The following is a 17,796-nucleotide window of genomic DNA, read 5'->3' on the forward strand; positions in this document are numbered from 1 at the left end:
CGTTAAAATCTACACCACAGACTTGAGAGCCTAAGGTCGGATACGACGTCCGGACTGCGTTCAGAATAAACTGGCCGGTTTACTCTGAACAGGGGGAATAATACAAGGTCGGATAAGCGTAAGCGCCATCCGACACTACCAGCCAGTTTAACCGCCGAACACGTCCGGGTCCGGACCAAGCCGCTTACCGCTGTCCAGCTTCGTAATCTCCCCCAGCTCATCCTTATCAAGACGGAAATCAAACACGTCAAAGTTCTCGGCAATGCGCGATGGCGTTACCGATTTTGGAATCACCACCAGACCGCTGTCCAGATGCCAGCGAATAACAATTTGCGCCGGGGTTTTGCCGTATTTATCCGCCAGATCGCGAACGATCTTTTGATCGAATACGCCCTGGCCGCCCTGGGCCAGCGGGCTCCATGACTCGGTCTGGATTTTGTGCGTGGCGTTCCAGGCATGCAGCTGACGCTGCTGCATTAACGGGTGCAGCTCAATCTGGTTGATAACCGGCGTAACGCCCGTTTCATCAATCAGCCTCTGCAAATGGTTGACCTGAAAATTACAGACGCCGATGCTCTTCACCAGCCCCTGCTTTTGCAGCTCAATCATCCCCTTCCAGGCTTCAACGTAATGGTCCTGGCTCGGTACCGGCCAGTGCATCAGGTAGAGATCGACGAAATCAAGCTGTAGCTTTTCGAGGCTCTCTTCCAGCCCCTGACGGGGGCGCTGCTGGTTGTCATTCCAGAGTTTGGTGGTGATAAACAGCTCGTCACGCGGCAGGCCTGCATTTTTTAGCGCGCTGCCCACGCCGTCTTCGTTTTTATACGCCGCGGCGGTATCGATTGAGCGATAGCCGACTTCCAGCGCCTTCTCAATGGCCAGCCCGACCTGTTCGTTAGTCGCCTGCCATACGCCGAGGCCCAACTGAGGCATCACGTTCCCGTCCTGGAGCCTGATTACTGTTGGATTAGCCATGCGTTCCTCCTTAATGAGCGATAGCACCGGGGCGAACCCCGGTGAAACAATTGCATTTAAGTCTGGACCATATACCCGAAAACGAAAACCAAATGGGCAAATTACTTAGCGGGCGGCTTCGTAAATGCGGCGGCTGACGTCGAGGGTAATGTCCTGATGCTCACCCAACTGGGTCATGCCTTTTTCCTGCAGTTTGTTCAGCAGGGCCGGGATGGTGCTGCCGTCCAGACCGTAGGCGGACAGGCGGGTTGGGGTGCCCATTTTCTCGAAGAAGTTGCGGGTCGCTTCAATTGCCGCATCGATGCGCTCTTTTTCGCTGCCCTCGGTGATATTCCACACGCGTTCCGCGTACTGCAGGAGCTTGTCGTGTTTCTCGGCGCGCTTCTCATTGAGCAGGGAAGGCAGGACAACCGCCAGCGTCTGGGCGTGATCCAGACCGTGCATTGCGGTCAGCTCGTGGCCCAGCATGTGCGTTGCCCAGTCCTGTGGAACACCGGCGCCAATCAGGCCGTTGAGGGCCATAGTTGCAGCCCACATGACGTTAGCACGCACGTCATAGTTTTCTGGTTCTTTCAGCGCTTTCGGGCCGTCTTCAACCAGCGTCAGCAGGATACCTTCTGCGAAGCGGTCCTGAACCTTCGCGTTAACCGGATAAGTGATGTACTGCTCGACAGTATGCACGAATGCATCAACCACGCCGTTAGCAACCTGACGTGGCGGCAGGGTGTAGGTGTAAACAGGATCCAGTACGGCGAAGACCGGCTGTACGTGCTCGGACATGAACGCGCGCTTGTCGCCAGTTTCGCGACGGGAAACCACCGCACCTTTATTAGATTCAGAACCCGTTGCAGGCAGCGTCAGCACGGAACCCATAGGAATGGCGCTCTGTACGTCGTTACCGTGGGTCAGCAGGATATTCCACGGATCAACGTCAGCCGGGTAGTTGGCCGCGGCCGCGATGAATTTCGTGCCGTCCAGGACGGAGCCGCCGCCGACAGCCAGCAGGAACGTCACGTTCTCTTTGCGGACGATTTCTACGGCTTTCATCAGCGTTTCGTAGGCCGGATTTGGTTCGATGCCGCTAAATTCCAGCACGTCCAGACCTTCCAGCGCGGCGTAAACCTGGTCCAGCACGCCGTTTTTCTTCACGCTGCCGCCGCCGTAGGTGATCAGCACGCGGGCATGGGCGGGGATCTGGTCGCGTAATTCGGCGATAGCGCCTTTACCGAACAGGATGCGGGTAGGGGTATGTAAATTGAAGTTATTCATTATTGGGTTCCCGTATATGGCTGGAAGGGGGAAAAGCAACACGCTTTTGATGGTGCCCATTGTCGTCCTGTGGACGCCATCTCTCAATGCATATTCCTGCCTTTGTCTTGCCCATTTCTCCTGGTCGCTGGAGGAAAATCTAAAATAGAGGCACACTGTAAAAGCTAAAAAACCCCTCGAGAGCCTGCGAAAATGAACCGGAAAGCGATTTGTCAGCAACTGACTCAAAAGATTAATCAATTGATACAGAATGAAAATGTTGCCGGGGAAACGCTGCCAAACGTGCGGCTTCTCTACGGGACAAAGCCTAACGGCAGAACGCCGGTGATGTATGAGCCGGGGATAGTAATTCTCTTCTCCGGGCATAAAACGGGCTATATCAACGACCGCGTGTTCCGCTACGACGCCAACGAATATCTGCTGCTGACGGTTCCCTTACCCTTCGAGTGTGAAACTTTCGCGACGCCGGAAGTGCCGCTGGCGGGAGTGCGTATCAACGTGGATATTTTGCAGCTTCAGGATCTGCTGATGGACATCGGTGAGGATGATTTATTTCACCCGCAGGCGTGCTCCACGGGCATAAACTCCGCCGAGCTTTCCGGGGAGATCCTCTGCGCGGTGGAGCGCCTGCTGGATGTCATGGAGCGTCCGCTGGACGCCAGGATCCTGGGCAAGCAGATCATCCGCGAAATCCTCTACCATATTCTGACCGGGCCACGGGGCGGCGCGCTGCTGGCGCTGGTGAGTCGCCAGACGCACTTTAGCCTGATCAGCCGCGTGCTCCGGCGCATCGAAACGCAGTACACGGAAAACCTCTCCGTTGACCAGCTGGCGGCGGAAGCCAACATGAGCGTGTCGGCCTTCCACCATAATTTTAAATCCGTCACCAGCACCTCGCCGCTGCAGTACCTGAAGAGCTACCGGCTGCACAAAGCAAGAATGCTGATCCTGCACGATGGCCTGAAGGCCAGCACCGCTGCGGTAAAGGTAGGTTATGAGAGTGCCTCGCAGTTCAGCCGCGAGTTTAAGCGCTATTTCGGCGTGACGCCGGGCGAGGATGTGGCGCGAATGAGGACGATATAAGAGGTGAAGAGCGTGCCCCAGGAGGGGCACGCCACTACTGCATTACTTCGTGTCGAACTTAACAGGATTATCGCGATAGGCTTTCAGCTTCGTGCGCATCCAGCTGCTGCTGTTCTGGTTAACCGCGCTGACAACGCCCGTTGTCGCACCCCCACCAACCTGCACGTGGAAAATCCCGCGTGAAGGGAAGTCCAGATATTTAGGCGTAGTGAAATCCCACTCGTGGCGGCTGAACAGCTCGCCTGAGTTGTGGCCCATCATACCGGCGAAGGCGGAAGGGAATTCAATCTCCATCAGTTTTTTATTGATGGCGTTGATATCGCTGCCGATCTCAGCATGGCCCATGAGATAGCTGCCGCCGGTGCCCCAGAACTGATCTTCCAGTACGGTCACGGCCTCGTTAGTGTCAGCCAGGCGGCTGGCAGGCATCTGCCACGGCATGACAGGCTGACGCAGGTGGCGACTGAGCGAAGCGCAGAAGTCGAATGAGCGATCCCATTCAAACGGCGAGTAGCAATAGCCGTTATCGTAGGCACGAATGGTGAAGTCATCGGCCTCATAACAGTCAGTTGCCATGAAGTCAGCGCCTTTTGCCACTGCGGCAGCGCCGTTAGCCAGCGTGTACGGGGTTTCTTCAAAAACGCCTACCATTAAAGCGTATTCGGCGGTCAGTTTCCCTGCGAGCTCCGGGGTCATGGTCATTTTCTTATGGGTGCCATCCGCAGGATCGAACACGTCATCATAGGTGAAATCGCTGTACAGCCACTGTGAACCCGCTACGCTCCACAGGTTAACCTGCCAGCCAAGCACTACGTCCGGGGCCACAACGCGCACCACCCAGTTCACGGCTTTGATATAGCCCTTGAGGGTATCGGTGATGCCCGCAGGAATATCGATTTGCACATTATGATGCGCAAGCGCTTTGGCCAGCGGCTCGCGCACCGGGATTTCATAGGTCGCTGTAAAACCGTTTTTCTGGCATTCGCCGAGGTAGTCCGGGTTGACGATAAAGCCTGCCGGGACTTCGTGATCGGCATCTTTAGTCGCCTGAGCGATTTGCAGCGCCTGGATGAAGTTCGCGAAGCTGTACATCAGACGCGTTGCATCGCCAATGATGTGTGTCACATCGCCCAAAGAGAGGTTACAGGTGTAGGAAACCATCATCGGCAGTACCGGCTCGTGCAGTTTGTCTGCGACCTGACGGGCCATTGCAATGACCTGTGAAGTCGGCTCTTTAGCCGGGTCCAGATACCCCCCCGCATCACCCATACCGTCATCGCCGGAATATTTGAACAGGGAAGAGACACGCGCCTCGACGAAATCATCCGCGTTAGACGGCGACATGTTCGCGCAGCCACCGAAGCTCAGGAAGTTCGGGAAGCCTTTAACGCGCAGGTTGGCACCTTCGACGATCGTTAAGGTCAGCTGCACCGGTGTGTTTGATTCAACGGTCAGAGGTTCAGGTCTGGCATCGATGTAATACAGCACGCCGTCATGAATGAAAGAGCCTGAAACCACGAGGTAAGTGCCTGGAACGAGGGTAACGGACTCAACGTGGGTAGATTGCTGGGCAGGCAGGTTATCAAAGCGATACTCGCGCGGCGTGCTGCTAACTTCACGCAGGCGCAGACCAAAAGTCACGTCTACAGCTTTTTCCGCTGCAATATTGATTGTCATCTTTGCGGCGTCCGGCTGTGAATCACTGGACTGACGGATGCTGGTCTGGTCAAAGTTGATGGCATGGCGCTGCGCATCCAGGCTACCGTCAACCTCGTTAAATGCATAATGGATGTTGTTCAGCCTGACGTCGGCGATTCGTACGGCGTAGCTGCCGCTTACCGGCAGGTTATCCAGACGCAGCTGCTCCCCGGCGCGTAGCGCGGCAGTCAGTTTTTCAACGCCATTTTCCAGATAGGTCAGCTGGAAAGTTTCACCGTCAAGGGCGGGAATACTGCTGGTATCAATGGAGATATCGAGCGTGCTGCTGTGAACCTCTGTACCAAAATCAATCTCCAGCTCGGTCGACTCACCTTTACCAATGGAAAGTTCAGACTGACTCAGGATGACCGGCGCGGAAATAGTGCCGTCCGGCGTTTTCAGATCGGTCGCGACAACTTTATAGGTGCCGACGGTGACATCGAAGGTTGAAGTACCAGCCGCAGGATTTAAAGTGACGATTTGTTCACCGCGGATCAGGCTTAATTCGACTTCCACGTTTTCCAGACCGGCAGGATGATTTTTGGAGTTGATAACCAGCTGCCCGGTAACGTCTGGCTCTTCATCTGCGGCGGCAGAAAACGTGTTGCTCATGACTGACCACTTCGGTTCACTATCAGAGCTCGCATTGACGCCAATATGGACGTTGGTAATCATATTGCCGATGCGTTTACCATCCGCCTTTTTAATAATGACTTTTGTATCATATATACCGCTGCCCACCTCTTGAGCTTCTATTTCAGCGGTAAAGGAGTTCCACGGATCGGAGGTAACAGTCACATCTCCTTCGGTCACTTGTCCCGGTGCGCTAAATACAATAATCAATTCTTCGTTAATATTGACAGCTTCGCCGTTTCTTGACTTGAAGTTTTTAATTTCGGCAGTCGGATACCAGGTGTCGTCAGTCATGTTGAGGGTAAAGTCCAGTTGCATATTGTTTCTCCATTAAGTCAGATTATGTCGCTGTGTCATGGGCCTTTGCGCTAAAGCGTAGCCTGCAGACCAACAGCATTATTTCAATGAACGGATAACCCGTCGGGACAGGTTATCGGTGGAGAATTTATAATTTATCGCCAGCATCATTACCGTCATTTAATAGGGTCGATGATGTTATGTGAGAGCCGTTTATGTTTTTATTTTGATGTGATGGTTAAATGAGGTCATTTTAGGGATGGTGTTCCGCTATAAAAAAGCCCGGGTATCAGAGAAAGGCTGATACCCGGGCTTTTTTAAATAAAAACGAGGGGGGAGGTTATTTATTTACGCGAGTTTGACTTTTTTTTTGAGCACCACGAATAACGTGCCGACCAGGCCCGCAACCAGCAGCGCGATGGGCAGGATCACCAGAATAGTCATCACCTGATCTTCATGACGCTTCACGAAGGGGATCATGCTTAACGCGTAACCCAGGCTGGTCACCGCACCCACCCACAGCAGCCCGCTCAGCCAGTTAAAAAACTGAAAGCGACGATTGCTCAGGCCGGAGATGCCCGCCATGGTTGGCAGCAGGGTGCGCACAAAAGCTAAGAAGCGACCGGCGAGCAGGGCCAGCAGGCCGTGCTTATCGAACATATGCGTGGCGCGCTGGTGGTACTGGGCAGGCAGATGCGCCAGCCAGCCTTTCACCGTTTTCGTATTGCCAAGCCAGCGGCCTTGTAAATAGCTTAGCCAGCAGCCAAGGCTTGCCGCCGTGGTTAAGATAATCATCGTCGGGATGAAATCCATTACCCCTTTGGCTATCAGCGCCCCTGCCAGCAGCAAAAGACTGTCTCCGGGCAGGAAAGAGGCGGGTAACAACCCGTTTTCAAGAAAAAGCGTAGCGAACATGACGCAGTAGACGACACCAATCACGTGGGGATCCGCTAATGCGGCAAAGTCATGATGCCAGAGCGCCTGGGCGATATTTTGTATTACAGCCATGGAAAATCCTGTGGAACCGCTTAAATCATTCACCCGGGCAGGATGAACTTTAGTTAAGACATAGTGTAACGCGAAAAAGCCCGCGACACTTTGATCGTGGGCTCAACAAAACACAGCGGTGGGGAAATCCTTGTCTTCTCAGGTGTCCAGTGCTGGCAACTTCAGGCAATACGCTGGAAACCGGCCGTCAGGTCGTCGATCAGATCGTCGACGTTTTCAAGGCCAATATGGACGCGTACCAGCGTTCCTGAGAAATCTATTCCGCCTGCCGGACGGATCTCCGCCAGCTCCTCCGGCTGATTGGCAAGGATAAGCGATTCATAGCCTCCCCAGGAATAGGCCATACTAAAATAGAGGAAATGATCGAGATAATTTTGTAACTGAACGTCATCAAGGCGCTTTTTCAGCACGAATGAGAAAAGGCCGCTGCTGCCTGTAAAGTCACGCTTCCAGAACTCATGGCCTTTGCTGCCGGGCAGTGCAGGGTGGTTCACGCGCTCAACCAGCGGATGTTGTGAGAGCCATTCGGCAATTTTAATGCTGCTTTCTTCATGCTGACGCAGGCGAACGCCCAGGGTGCGCAGACCCCGGCTGGTCATATAGGCCGTGTCTGCATCCAGCATCTGGCCCATAAGATAGGAGTTCTCACGCAGCTGATCCCAGCAGCGGGCGTTGGCTACTGCTGTGCCAACCATCGCATCCGAGTGGCCAATCAGATATTTAGTCCCGGCTTGGATAGAGATATCAATGTCGAACTCCAGCGCTTTAAACAGAATACCCGCAGCCCAGGTGTTATCGATCATAATGATGGCGTCAGGAGCGACGCGACGAACGGCCTTCACAATTGCCGGTACGTCGTGGACTTCCATGGTGATGGAACCCGGAGCCTCAAGGAAAACAACTTTAGTATTTGGCTGCACCAGCTCAGCAATACCCTCGCCAATTAAAGGATCGAACCAGGTGGTGGTGACGCCGAGCTTCGCCAGAATTTTGGTACAGAAGTCCTGGGTGGGTTCATAGGCGCTGCCGGTAATCAGCACGTTATCCCCTTGTTCCACAAACGCCAGAATCGCATTCGACACGGCAGCGGCACCGCAAGGGTAAAGCGCGCAGCCTGCACCCCCTTCCAGTTCGCACATGGCTTCCTGCAATGAGAAATGAGTCAGGGTGCCGCGACGGCCGTAAAACAGCTCGCCTTTCGCCCGATTGGCCGTGGCCTGCCGCTTTGCTTCAACGGTTTCAAACACCAGCGAGGAGGCGCGTTGAATGACGCTGTTGACCGATCCCTGGGTGAATTTTTTATCGCGTCCGGCATTAACCAACGCCGTTTCAATGTGCTTCGCTGCCATCTGCTGTTACCCCGTTTAACCATCTGGATGTCTAAAGTTAACTTATCATGCTTTTTACGGCTTTCCTCCTGTCGTTTCACCTGGTATGTAAAAAAAGCGGATTATTCGGCAGCCGGGTGGTTTTCCTGTGTAAACGCAAGGAATGCATAGACAAATTCAGGCACTCTGGAAATACTAATGAGAACTACTATCAATTCGATGTCGTTTTGATATTATTACGAGCAGTTTTTGTATTATTTTCGCGGTGGAGACTAGTGTGACGAATAATTTGATGCAGACGGACCTTTCCGTCTGGGGCATGTATCAACATGCCGACATCGTGGTAAAGATTGTGATGATTGGCCTGATTCTGGCATCCGTTGTCACCTGGGCCATCTTCTTTAGCAAGAGCGTGGAAATGTTCTCCCAGAAGCGCCGCCTCAAGCGCGAGCAGCTACAGCTGGCAAATGCCCGCTCCCTGGATGAAGCCAGTGAAATGGCCACCGCGTTTGGCAACCGTAGTCTCAGCACTCTCCTTATCAATGAAGCCCAGAACGAACTGGAGCTTTCTGAGGGCAGCGAAGATAACGAAGGCATTAAAGAGCGTACCGGTTTCCGTCTGGAGCGCCGTGTTGCTGCCGTGGGCCGTCATATGGGCCGCGGTAATGGATTCCTTGCCACTATCGGGGTTATCTCCCCGTTCGTGGGCCTGTTTGGTACCGTCTGGGGCATCATGAACAGCTTCATCGGTATTGCCCAGTCGCAAACCACTAACCTTGCGGTTGTGGCACCCGGTATCGCTGAAGCACTGTTGGCTACGGCTATCGGTCTGGTTGCCGCTATCCCTGCGGTCGTCATCTATAACGTGTTTGCCCGTGTGATTGGTGGTTATAAAGCTTCTCTGGGCGATGTGGCCGCGCAGGTTCTGCTGCTGCAAAGTCGTGACCTTGATTTAGCCGCCAGCTCTGCTCGCCCGGTTCGTACGGCTCAGAAACTGCGTGTAGGTTGATCCCATGGCTTTACGTCTTAACGAAAATCTCGACGATAACGGTGAAATGCACGAAATCAACGTGACGCCGTTTATCGATGTCATGCTGGTTTTGCTGATCATCTTTATGGTTGCCGCGCCGCTGGCGACCGTGGATGTGAAGGTCAATCTTCCGGCCTCTTCCAGCCAGCCGCAGCCGCGTCCTGAAAAACCGATTTATCTGTCGGTGAAAGCCGATAAGACGATGTTTGTCGGCAATGATGAAGTGACGAAAGAGAACATGGTGAACGCCATTACTGCCGCCACTGAAGGGAAGAAGGACACCACCATCTTCTTCCGCGCGGATAAAACGGTCGATTACGAAACCATGATGAACGTCATGGATACGCTGCATCAGGCAGGCTATCTCAAGATTGGGCTTGTGGGTCAGGAAGTGACAAAAACGCAGTAAGTTTTATCCCCTCTCCCGCCCGGGAGAGGGGTTAGCATTATCCCAGATGTTCCCCACCGCAAACACCGTGGACTTCCGCCGTAACGTAGCTTGATTCCTGACTTGCCAGATAGACATAAACCGGCGCCAGCTCCGCAGGCTGTCCTGCGCGCTTCATCGGCGTCTGCTGGCCAAATTTCGGGATTTTATCCTGAGTCTGGCCGCCGGAGATTTGCAGCGCGGTCCAGATAGGGCCTGGGGCAACCACGTTCACGCGAATGCCTTTCTCCGCCACCTGTTTGGCAAGGCCACGGCTGTAGTTAAGAATCGCGGCTTTAGTGGAGGCGTAGTCCAGCAGGTGCGGGCTGGGCTGGTAGGCCTGAATGGAAGAGGTGGTAATAATGCTGGCGCCTGGCTTCAGGTGCGGCAGGGCTTCCTGCGTTATCCAGAACAGCGCAAAAACGTTGACCGCATAGGTCTTCTGAAACTGTTCGCTGGTGAGATCGGCAATCTCAGGGATGGCAACCTGCTTGCCGGCGACCAGCGCCAGAATATCCAGCCCGCCAAGTTCTTTAATGGCCTGATTGACCAGCGAGCGGGCAAATTTCTCATCGCTGAGGTCGCCGGGTATCAGCACCGCTTTACGTCCGGCTTCTTCGATAAGGACTTTTACCTGCTCAGCATCTTCCTGCTCGGCGGGAAGATAGTTAATCACCACGTCCGCCCCTTCTCGGGCATAGGCAATCGCTGCGGCACGTCCGATACCTGAATCGCCACCCGTCACCAGCGCCTTACGCCCTTGCAGACGACCGCTGCCGACGTAGCTACTCTCGCCACAGTCCGGAACAGGATCCATTTTGGCCTGCACGCCCGGCGCGGGCTGTTTCTGCTTCGGATATTCCCCAGTGTAGTACTGGTTACGTGGGTCCTGAATCTTCGACTGCTGATTTGCCATTAGTCCTCCTCCGTTGTCAGTAGATCTCCTTAAAGGGTAGTTATTCCTGCTGCACTGTCGAACTTTTACAGGCGATTCCTGGACCTGTATGCATAAGCAGATCTTAAACGTGCGGCTGGTCTGAGAGGGCGGTTCGCATTATTCTCCGTTAAATGTCAGACCCCTGCGATTTAACGGAGCGAAAATGAAAACCGCGCGGCACCATGAGCTACTGCAACTGCTGGAGCAATACGACAGCCTGACCACGCAGCAGCTCGCCCGTCTGCTGGACGTTAGCCTCGAGACGGTGCGTCGGGATTTAACAGACCTGCAAAAGCAAGGCAAGATCCTTCGCCAGCACGGGCGGGCAAAACGTCCGGGCCTGAGGGAGGCGGAAGCCGGCGCTCCTTTTATCGAGCGGCAAAAAAGTCATTTGAACAGCAAGGCGACCATTGCCCATCGTGCGCTTGGCTGGATCGGTGAGGGGATGGTGATTGCGATGGATGCCAGCTCCACCTGCTGGTATCTGGCCCGGCTATTACCTGATATCCCCCTCACCGTGTTTACCAACAGCGAGCGCATCTGTCAGGCATTGTCGAAGCGCCAGCACATTCAGGTCATTTGCAGCGGTGGGCTGCTGCTGCGCCAGTATGCCTGCTATATCAATGCGCCGCTGGCGGCTCAGCTCAAAGAGATTGGCATCGACTTGTTTCTGTTTTCCTGCAAAGGCGTTGATCGTCATGGCGCGCTGTGGGATGCGCGTAGCTGGAATGCAGAGTACAAAACATTTCTGCTTAAACGTGCCGCGCAATCACTGCTGCTTATCGATAAAAGTAAGTTTGAACGGGCCGGAGATGTCAAAGTAGGGGAGGTGTCGCAGGTCACGCAAATCATTAGCGATGCCCCTATGCCCGAGGCCTGGAGGGCGGCAAATTAGGTGTTTTATAAGTTCTTACGAGCAGCGACCTTGCCTGTGCCAGAATTTAATAAATGCCTGTTGAAAAGTAACCCGCGTAGCTGGCGGGTTACTTTCGGAGCTTGCTAATGCTTAGCAGCCACTTTCACATTTGGTTGGTGTCGGGCCGTCGTCGATAAGGTCGAATGTCAGCACTCGCAGCGGAATGACATCCGAACGATTTTTGATCCAGTGTTCGGTGTCATTAAATTCTGCGAAACAATCGCCTTCTTTCCAGATGCGAATTTCGTTGAACTGATTACTGTGCTCTTCTCCCGATCCTTGCAGGACATAGAGCAGTGCAGGGCGGTTTTTATGGGAATGCAGGGCAACAATTTTACCCGGATGACATTCGAGCAGGCGGCAGCGCATGCGTCGTTCAAGCAGCGGCTTTGCACCTTCTGGCACGACGATATCAGCCATGTTAATTGCCGCCAGTTCAGTAGATATTTCATCGTCATTTAAGGCAATCGTTTCTTTTGGATAGATTTCATTATTCATTGTCGTTTCCTTGTAGAGTAAATTATCCGGTCAAACTGCGACAAAAATCTGAACTTCAACCAGCCATTCAGGTTTTGCCAGGCGGACGACCTGGATGGCCGAACGAGAAGGGGATTGTTGATTTACAGAATCAATCCAGCCATCCCACACGGCGTTGAAGGCTTCGTAGTGATCCATGTCTGTCAGGAAGATGTTGGCATAAATAATGTTGGATTTATTGGTGCCGGCTTTATGCAACAGAACATCTATATTATTAAAAAGGTTTGTTGTCTGTTCAGTCACGCTACTGCCTTCTGACACCTGCCCGGATAACACCAGCAGATTACCGGACTGTGATGCCTGACTCATTCGTGAGTTGGTATCAATACGTTTAATTTTCATGTTCTCTCCTGAACGTTTATTACGCCTGCATATGACAGATTACCCTGGATAATTTATGCGAATTAAAGTGTGAAATAAAACCCATCTCAGGCAAGAGTAGTGGATGTTAAATTATGTGCAAATAATAAATTTCAGACGTTTTTGGGGTTATCTCCTGCTTTGTTAATTGTTTTGTGGCGGATTATCCTGAAAGTGCTGTATTTGTGGGGTTATATCAATGTTGCGGCTCTTATTTGCCATTATATTAATAAAATCAATAAGTGTATTTTAATAATATGAATTTAAAAAGTCTCAGTTGGTTATTGAACAGAGAGTTGCGAGGTTTATCGACTTCTAAACCTCGCCTTACTCTCTTTGGGTGTTAATCTTTCAGTTGCCACTCTGGTCGGACAAAATGGCAGGTGTAACCGTTTGGATTTCGCTCCAGATAATCCTGATGTTCAGGTTCAGCAGACCAGAACTCTGGTGCCTTCTCAACTTCGGTCACGACAACGCCGGGCCAAAGGCCTGATCTGTCCATCTCTTCAATCAGCTGATTGGCCTCATGCATTTGTTCTTCAGTCGTCCAGAAAATGGCAGAGCGGTAGCTGGAACCGATATCATTTCCCTGTCGACGCAATGTTGTCGGGTCATGGATCTGGAAGAAATATTTCAGCAGCGCCAGGTAACTTATTTGTTCCTTATCAAAAACCACCCGAACAGCCTCGGCGTGACCGGGATGATATTCGTAGCCTGGATTGTCGTTACGGCCACCGATATAACCGACTTCGGTACTGATGACACCGTTCAGTTTGCGAAGCAAGTCCTGAACGCCCCAAAAACAACCGCCTGCCAGAATTGCCGTTTCATTTTTCATTTTCTTCTCCATCTGTAAATAGCGATAAATAATCGCCATAGCCTTCAGCCGCCAACTCGGCTTTTGGAATAAACCGCAGGGACGCGGAATTGATACAGTAGCGCAAACCACCTTTATCCTGCGGACCATCCGGGAATACGTGGCCCAGGTGGCTATCGGCATGACGAGAACGGACTTCGGTACGAACCATGCCATGACTGTTGTCGCTCAGGTTACGAACATTATCCTCAACCGGTTGGGTAAAGGCAGGCCAGCCGCAACCTGAGTCAAATTTATCCAGCGACGAAAACAGGGGTTCGCCAGAGACAATGTCGACATACAGACCTTCTTCAAAATGTTCGTCGTACTCGCCAGTATAAGCGCGCTCTGTGGCATTCTTCTGCGTGACGTTAAACTGCGTTTCGGTCAGTTTTTCTAAAACCTGTGGGTTCTTTTGGTATGTTTTTTTCATGATTCACTCTCTTAATTAAATTTAATATTGTCATCTTACAGAGGGGAGGTTTTCCCCTGCTGCCCCTGGCCCATAAAGGGAACACGATCGCGGCGTATGGCCTGAGGGTTTGGCTCCACACGACGGTTTTTGCTGTATTGGCGACTTAAGCTACGTCGTTTTTGACTAACCAAATATCGGCGAAGATCGTGTCGCAATAGCACCAGCCCCGCTCCAATCAGTAGCACATCTTTAATAATAAAGCTGTCGATACGCCCTAGCTCAGGTAATAAGCTTAATGTGACAACGCCTGTACCCATGACCATTACAGCCGCTATAGCGCCGAAAAGCGGACGGAAAAAGCCAGCGATCAGCGCCAACAGCGTTATGTTTTCCACGGCACCGAGGAAGTAGCTGGCACCGTGCAGGCCAAACAGGGTGTAAAGCACATTCAGCCAGGTTCCCGGCAGCAGGTTGTGCAGGGCGTTGACTTCAAAATCGAACCATTTATAGGTCCCAAACAGGGCGAAAATGGCGATGACGGAAAGGCGTAAAACGGTAACGTCGGCCCCTGCCAGCTTTCTGGTCAAACGCCGTAGAGTACGTTGAGTCGGTTGATTCATCCTGTTTCCCTTCTGAAGTGGTTATCTGCCGTGTTGTTGAAACCAAGACTACCTACCAGTAGATAGTTTGGCAAGGAAAATTTTGCACTTGTTATAAAAAGGTGATGAGAGCTGCTGCATTTTGCGGGCACCTCTATTCAATACCTGTGCCTGGTGTGGGCAAAATGATAGTCGCCAGGCAAAGTAGGGATTTTTTAACATTATTAAAAAATGGGAATTTAGAATCTCAGCTTAAAAGATCTGTTCGTTAATAAATACGGATATTACCTACGCTAACTTGTGTGGGTAATGTCATTTTCAATTATCGGCTAATAATGTGTTTGATTCGTCTTTTTAAATTTATCGATTTTACTATATAAATAAATCTTCTGTAATGGTAAGTAAATCTTGTTTATCAATCAGTTGTTCACGGTATTTTCTTAAAAGAAAAACTTATCTCTGCCTGAATTGATAGCGAACAAATATTCTGTAACACGCATGGTTATTGGAGTTTTATTTTGTGTTTTATCAATAGGCGAAACTTAAAATTAACTGATCGATATTTTGTCGTTTTATCACCCCTGGTCGAGAGAGGCTGTTTTCAGTGTATTTCCCCCACATCCAACAGCAGTCTTTTTGATCATAAAAATAAATTGGTGTAGTGTTTTCTATAGGCAAACATTTAAAGGGGAACATTAAAAAAAGGACTAACTAATTTAAATTTTTATGACTTTATATGGCTATCACAATGTCTCTTGAAATGGCATTGATAACATGAAGAATAATCTAATGCGAGATTATTCATTTAGCAAATGATGTTATTAGACTAAATGTAATAACTATGACCAACGACAAGCAAGCAGTGTTATTAATTAGACGATGGCGATTTTACAAGGTGCAGTCCGTAGGTTTTACTCAGATTCTATTAAGTATCAAAAAAGATTAAAAAGCATTAATAAAAAATTATAAACAGGCGTGATCGCTCTGGATATCTATCTGCTACAACCTTTGTCATGAGTATGGAGGACATATGAAAAGAGAAATAGATCTTAAACTGTTAAAGATCATTCACACTGTGGTGACTACGGGCAGTGTGACGGAAGCCGCACGTAAGCTTAAACAAAGTGCCGGAAATATCAGCTACCAACTTGGTAAAGCCCGGGAGTTAACCGGCGTGTATTTATTTATTCGCACTCGCAACGGTATGAAGCCAGACTCTACGGCTCTGGAGTTGAGTCAACGATACCAACAATTCATCGACAGTAATATTGCTGTCCAGGATTTATCTTCTTATCCCCAACAAAAAAGTCTGAGTATTAATACGTTTTCGCTATTGGAAATGATGTTAGCTAATAATGTCTGTAATAGTAAAAACTCAGATACGCTCTTCCGGTACATCTTTAACTCTTATGTTTCAAGTCCAGAAGAACGTTTACTGCGACTGAGAAAAAAAGATGTGCATATTGATATTGGTAATAAACTTCCAGCAGATGAGGCCATCACGACTGTAAAATTGTTCACTTCTAATGTCCACGTTTTGGTCGGGAGCCAAAATCTACCTGTCGACGGCTCTTTGAGCATGCAGGAATTGCGTTCTTCCCGATACGTTATCTGGTCAGCTATCCCTGATTATTACAGTGACAGTATGGAAGGAGCAGTCCGAACATCTCAATTTATTCAGTCACAGGATGTGGCAGTGGTTTCCGGTAGCATGATCAATATGGTCTCCCTGTGTGCCAATAGTCGCTATATCATGCTCATTCCAAATATTTTTGCACCTATGCTGGAAAGAAATTTTCAGGTGAAATGTATGCCACTCCCTCCGGAGCTGGACATTCGTTATGACTGTTATTTGCATTATTCGGCACAGTTAGATCGAGAGCCATGGTTGTTAAAAAGTATCCATGGCGCTATCGCCAGTATGAATTTCGACAATCCCCAGTTACTGGACAGTAGTATATTGGGATAAATATATGTTCGGCAAGGATGAATAACACCATGAATAATTATAATCTGAGTACTCTAAAAATTGTTAATGGTATAATTGAACATAAAACTGCACAGAAGGCGGCCAGCGTTCTGGGTATGTCAAATTCCAGTATCAGCTATGCGTTGAAAAAATTACGTCATGAGACTGGTAAGCAATTGTTTACTCGCTCTAAACATGGGCTGGTACCGGATAAAAATGCCCTCGAGCTGCAAAAGATATATAAAGAGATTCAGGCCCTCAGCGGCAATCGTCGTGAGTTTATTATTACTACCTATCCACCCGTAGAATTACTGATTGGTTTGCATATGCAGACCTTATCCCATGAAGACCTTTTACTTCAATTTCAAGAAATACCGGGTTCTGCCGAGCAACGCCTTAAAAATCTCCGGCATCGCTCGGTCGATATTGATATTGGTAGTCAATTACCGATGGATAGCTCTATTATTCGCTATCCCTACCTGGTTTCCGATATGCGAGTTATGGTCAGTAAAAATCACAGTACTATTCAGGATACATTCACTAGCCGTCACTGGTATGAAAATCAACATGTCATATGGCTCAGAGATGACGATGAGATATCGAACTTGTTGGAGGAAATGGAGAAAGAGCGCGCGATTTTCGAAAACAGAAAAGTTGCCTGTGAGAGTACCAGTTTACCGGCAATGATCTATTTGTGTGCTTATAGCGATAACATTATGCTACTCCCTGAAGTCTTTGTTCCTTCATTTGAAAAAATATTCCCCGTTAAATCTTTTAAAATGCCATGGGATATTAATTTGAAGTTCGAGTTTTATATTCATTATCATCGTGAAATTAATAAGGATCCTAATACTGAATTTTTAATCAGACTTTTTGATGGTCTGGTTTGATGAAATGGGCTGATTTTATAATCAGCCCAGTGATTTTTATTTCTATGTCTATATCAGTATTTTTGTCTGGATTTTTGCACTTGTTTTAAAGTGATTGATGTTTAAATGAACTTCTCGTTGCAATCAATAGTGATATACATATCAATTCTTCGTGTAATAGTGAAGGTATTATAAGTATGGTGATAATCACCTGAGGTGATAATGCTGTCGTTTGCGCTGTTGATACCCTTTCAATTAATTTCACTTCTCTATTTTTGTTTTTTAAATGATTTGAACTTTCCTGTATTTTGAAGTCTCTCCTTCAAATTCAGTCGGTTGCAAGTTGAGTTTTCTAGTTTTTCGAATTCACTAAATTGAGTATGTACCATTTTAAGTCGCAGAGTTCTGTAACGTTGTGGCATTAGATAACTCATTATTTATTTTCGATAGAGTAAGCGTTACGGTGATTTGTCATCTCGCATTACAAAACGGAAAATGTGTCAGTAACAGTATAGGGAAGGTAGAGAAGATGAATAAGTCCTATAAAATTGTCTGGAATGAAGCGACCCAGGATTGGGTCGTTGCCAGTG

17 protein-coding genes and 1 pseudogene are annotated in these 17,796 nt (G+C 49.7%); 7 read left to right on the top strand and 11 right to left on the bottom strand.

Annotated elements, in window-relative coordinates:
* Window positions 1–147: 147 nt before the first annotated feature.
* Complete coding sequence (gene dkgA, locus HYQ67_RS23300) at window positions 148–975, bottom strand: 2,5-didehydrogluconate reductase DkgA (RefSeq protein WP_202308497.1); 828 nt, start codon at window positions 973–975, stop codon at window positions 148–150.
* 105 nt (window positions 976–1,080) lie between these two features.
* Window positions 1,081–2,244, bottom strand: a complete 1,164-nt coding sequence (yqhD, locus tag HYQ67_RS23305; RefSeq protein WP_202308499.1) for an alcohol dehydrogenase — start codon at window positions 2,242–2,244, stop codon at window positions 1,081–1,083.
* Window positions 2,245–2,436: 192 nt separating this feature from the next.
* Here yqhD and HYQ67_RS23310 point away from each other — a divergent pair, with 192 nt between their 5' ends.
* Entirely contained in the window at window positions 2,437–3,327 is an 891-nt protein-coding gene (locus HYQ67_RS23310) for an AraC family transcriptional regulator (protein WP_202308501.1), read from the top strand.
* Window positions 3,328–3,369: 42 nt separating this feature from the next.
* Here HYQ67_RS23310 and HYQ67_RS23315 read toward each other — a convergent pair whose 3' ends face one another.
* The 3 genes from HYQ67_RS23315 to metC form a co-directional block, all read right to left on the bottom strand.
* The gene (locus HYQ67_RS23315; protein WP_202308503.1) at window positions 3,370–5,976 is read right to left on the bottom strand and encodes a hypothetical protein; all 2,607 of its coding nucleotides are present in this window, start codon (window positions 5,974–5,976) and stop codon (window positions 3,370–3,372) included.
* A gap of 327 nt (window positions 5,977–6,303) precedes the next feature.
* Window positions 6,304–6,963, bottom strand: a complete 660-nt coding sequence (gene yghB / locus HYQ67_RS23320) for a DedA family general envelope maintenance protein YghB (protein ID WP_202308505.1) — start codon at window positions 6,961–6,963, stop codon at window positions 6,304–6,306.
* 161 nt (window positions 6,964–7,124) lie between these two features.
* Entirely contained in the window at window positions 7,125–8,312 is a 1,188-nt protein-coding gene (gene metC / locus HYQ67_RS23325) for a cystathionine beta-lyase (protein WP_202308507.1), read from the bottom strand.
* Between the two features lie 256 nt (window positions 8,313–8,568).
* On the opposite strand from metC, the gene exbB reads away from it, so the two are divergent.
* Window positions 8,569–9,300, top strand: coding sequence for a tol-pal system-associated acyl-CoA thioesterase (gene exbB, locus HYQ67_RS23330; RefSeq protein ID WP_202308509.1), 732 nt, complete (start codon window positions 8,569–8,571; stop codon window positions 9,298–9,300).
* Window positions 9,301–9,304: 4 nt separating this feature from the next.
* Window positions 9,305–9,730, top strand: a complete 426-nt coding sequence (gene exbD, locus HYQ67_RS23335) for a TonB system transport protein ExbD (protein WP_202308511.1) — start codon at window positions 9,305–9,307, stop codon at window positions 9,728–9,730.
* 37 nt (window positions 9,731–9,767) lie between these two features.
* Here the strand turns inward: exbD and HYQ67_RS23340 are convergent, their stop codons facing one another.
* Window positions 9,768–10,664 carry an SDR family oxidoreductase gene (locus tag HYQ67_RS23340; RefSeq protein ID WP_202308513.1) on the bottom strand — a complete coding sequence of 299 codons (897 nt, stop codon included), beginning with the start codon at window positions 10,662–10,664 and terminating at the stop codon, window positions 9,768–9,770.
* A 184-nt stretch (window positions 10,665–10,848) separates the two neighbouring features.
* Between HYQ67_RS23340 and fucR the strand changes: the two genes are divergently transcribed.
* Window positions 10,849–11,580, top strand: a complete 732-nt coding sequence (gene fucR / locus HYQ67_RS23345) for an L-fucose operon activator (protein WP_202308515.1) — start codon at window positions 10,849–10,851, stop codon at window positions 11,578–11,580.
* 111 nt (window positions 11,581–11,691) lie between these two features.
* On the opposite strand, the gene HYQ67_RS23350 is transcribed toward fucR, so the two are convergent.
* The 5 genes and pseudogenes from HYQ67_RS23350 to HYQ67_RS23370 all read right to left on the bottom strand — a co-directional run.
* Window positions 11,692–12,099, bottom strand: a complete 408-nt coding sequence (locus HYQ67_RS23350) for a cupin domain-containing protein (RefSeq protein ID WP_202308516.1) — start codon at window positions 12,097–12,099, stop codon at window positions 11,692–11,694.
* Window positions 12,100–12,129: 30 nt separating this feature from the next.
* Window positions 12,130–12,480: a RidA family protein gene (locus tag HYQ67_RS23355; protein ID WP_202308518.1), complete on the bottom strand. Its 351-nt coding sequence runs from the start codon at window positions 12,478–12,480 to the stop codon at window positions 12,130–12,132.
* A 361-nt stretch (window positions 12,481–12,841) separates the two neighbouring features.
* Window positions 12,842–13,336, bottom strand: coding sequence for a peptide-methionine (S)-S-oxide reductase MsrA (msrA, locus tag HYQ67_RS23360; RefSeq protein ID WP_202308520.1), 495 nt, complete (start codon window positions 13,334–13,336; stop codon window positions 12,842–12,844).
* On the bottom strand, window positions 13,326–13,787 hold the full coding sequence (gene msrB, locus HYQ67_RS23365) for a peptide-methionine (R)-S-oxide reductase MsrB (RefSeq protein WP_202308522.1): 462 nt from the start codon (window positions 13,785–13,787) through the stop codon (window positions 13,326–13,328). The genes msrA and msrB overlap by 11 nt, the downstream gene beginning before the upstream one ends.
* Window positions 13,788–13,957: 170 nt before the next feature.
* Window positions 13,958–14,389, bottom strand: a pseudogene (locus HYQ67_RS23370) (DUF417 family protein); the annotation flags it as partial.
* Window positions 14,390–15,398: 1,009 nt separating this feature from the next.
* On the opposite strand from HYQ67_RS23370, the gene HYQ67_RS23375 reads away from it, so the two are divergent.
* The 3 genes from HYQ67_RS23375 to HYQ67_RS24445 all read left to right on the top strand — a co-directional run.
* On the top strand, window positions 15,399–16,337 hold the full coding sequence (locus HYQ67_RS23375) for a LysR family transcriptional regulator (RefSeq protein ID WP_202308526.1): 939 nt from the start codon (window positions 15,399–15,401) through the stop codon (window positions 16,335–16,337).
* 29 nt (window positions 16,338–16,366) lie between these two features.
* Window positions 16,367–17,227, top strand: coding sequence for a LysR family transcriptional regulator (locus HYQ67_RS23380; RefSeq protein ID WP_202308528.1), 861 nt, complete (start codon window positions 16,367–16,369; stop codon window positions 17,225–17,227).
* A gap of 508 nt (window positions 17,228–17,735) precedes the next feature.
* Window positions 17,736–17,796, top strand: a 61-nt coding sequence (locus tag HYQ67_RS24445) for an ESPR-type extended signal peptide-containing protein (RefSeq protein WP_431355461.1), incomplete at its 3' end; no start/stop codon positions are given.

The sequence above is a fragment of the Dryocola clanedunensis subsp. sulfonylureivorans genome, from assembly GCF_016756775.1.
GTDB classification, from domain to species: Bacteria; Pseudomonadota; Gammaproteobacteria; order Enterobacterales; family Enterobacteriaceae; genus Dryocola; species Dryocola clanedunensis.

What these genes read in the sequence shown, in the direction of transcription:
- dkgA (WP_202308497.1), bottom strand. Translation starts at nt 975, where the DNA reads ATGGCTAATCCAACAGTAATCAGGCTCCAGGACGGGAACGTGATGCCT.
- yqhD (WP_202308499.1), bottom strand. Translation starts at nt 2,244, where the DNA reads ATGAATAACTTCAATTTACATACCCCTACCCGCATCCTGTTCGGTAAA.
- HYQ67_RS23310 (WP_202308501.1), top strand. Translation starts at nt 2,437, where the DNA reads ATGAACCGGAAAGCGATTTGTCAGCAACTGACTCAAAAGATTAATCAA.
- HYQ67_RS23315 (WP_202308503.1), bottom strand. Translation starts at nt 5,976, where the DNA reads ATGCAACTGGACTTTACCCTCAACATGACTGACGACACCTGGTATCCG.
- yghB (WP_202308505.1), bottom strand. Translation starts at nt 6,963, where the DNA reads ATGGCTGTAATACAAAATATCGCCCAGGCGCTCTGGCATCATGACTTT.
- metC (WP_202308507.1), bottom strand. Translation starts at nt 8,312, where the DNA reads ATGGCAGCGAAGCACATTGAAACGGCGTTGGTTAATGCCGGACGCGAT.
- exbD (WP_202308511.1), top strand. Translation starts at nt 9,305, where the DNA reads ATGGCTTTACGTCTTAACGAAAATCTCGACGATAACGGTGAAATGCAC.
- HYQ67_RS23340 (WP_202308513.1), bottom strand. Translation starts at nt 10,664, where the DNA reads ATGGCAAATCAGCAGTCGAAGATTCAGGACCCACGTAACCAGTACTAC.
- fucR (WP_202308515.1), top strand. Translation starts at nt 10,849, where the DNA reads ATGAAAACCGCGCGGCACCATGAGCTACTGCAACTGCTGGAGCAATAC.
- HYQ67_RS23350 (WP_202308516.1), bottom strand. Translation starts at nt 12,099, where the DNA reads ATGAATAATGAAATCTATCCAAAAGAAACGATTGCCTTAAATGACGAT.
- HYQ67_RS23355 (WP_202308518.1), bottom strand. Translation starts at nt 12,480, where the DNA reads ATGAAAATTAAACGTATTGATACCAACTCACGAATGAGTCAGGCATCA.
- msrA (WP_202308520.1), bottom strand. Translation starts at nt 13,336, where the DNA reads ATGAAAAATGAAACGGCAATTCTGGCAGGCGGTTGTTTTTGGGGCGTT.
- msrB (WP_202308522.1), bottom strand. Translation starts at nt 13,787, where the DNA reads ATGAAAAAAACATACCAAAAGAACCCACAGGTTTTAGAAAAACTGACC.
- HYQ67_RS23375 (WP_202308526.1), top strand. Translation starts at nt 15,399, where the DNA reads ATGAAAAGAGAAATAGATCTTAAACTGTTAAAGATCATTCACACTGTG.
- HYQ67_RS23380 (WP_202308528.1), top strand. Translation starts at nt 16,367, where the DNA reads ATGAATAATTATAATCTGAGTACTCTAAAAATTGTTAATGGTATAATT.